General features: G+C 60.1%; 1 pseudogene. It reads right to left on the bottom strand.

The features are described from left to right. Positions 1-524 precede the first annotated feature (524 nt). Positions 525-646, bottom strand: a pseudogene (locus SB822_RS54760) (IS110 family transposase); the annotation flags it as partial.

Below are 646 nucleotides of genomic sequence, written 5' to 3'. Positions count from 1 at the left end.
CCCTTCTATGAGCAGGAAGTTGTCAAGGCCTTTCACGAACTGGACCCCCAGGTAGGTTTTGTGGACGCCATGAACTGATGTCCAGGAGTTATCCACCGCCGGCCGGTGGGTCGCCTGTCACGACCACGACGCCGGCCGGCGGTGGATAACTCGCTCATTGTGACGCTGGTTCCTCTGCGTTGATTGCGGGCTCGGCCAGCATACAGGCGCATTTTGGCCTCCGCGTATTCCGGTAGATTTCCGCCGCCCGTCAACCATTGCTGCGATCCAGTCTCTACGCCTGGTCTGAAGCCGATCGTCGCGCCCCGTGAGACTCCAACGTCTCACCGCCTTCTATCCGCTGGCGCTTGGCCAGCCTCATCCTGTATGCGCGTTGCGCCGGAATCTCTTTCCGGGGAGCATGCCCCATCTCAAGAATCGGTTACGTCAGTAACCTGGGTACCTTACGGGCATGTTCACTTCAAACCGTCCATACATCGTGTTTCGCGCCTTGCATGATGACGTTGTTGCGACACCTTGCCGGCTCAGACCGACTTCAACTGCGCACCTTCGGGTATCACGCCGTCCTTCAGATAGCGCCACAGAGCAATCGCCAGACGCCGTGCCACCGCGACGATCGCAATGCGCCGCGCGCGGCGATTTGGTC

It is taken from the genome of Paraburkholderia sp. SIMBA_054, from assembly GCF_046534875.1.
Taxonomy (GTDB): Bacteria; Pseudomonadota; Gammaproteobacteria; order Burkholderiales; family Burkholderiaceae; genus Paraburkholderia; species Paraburkholderia hospita.
The sequence above is the reverse complement of the archived record's forward strand: the minus strand, read 5'-3'. Positions and strand labels throughout refer to the sequence as shown.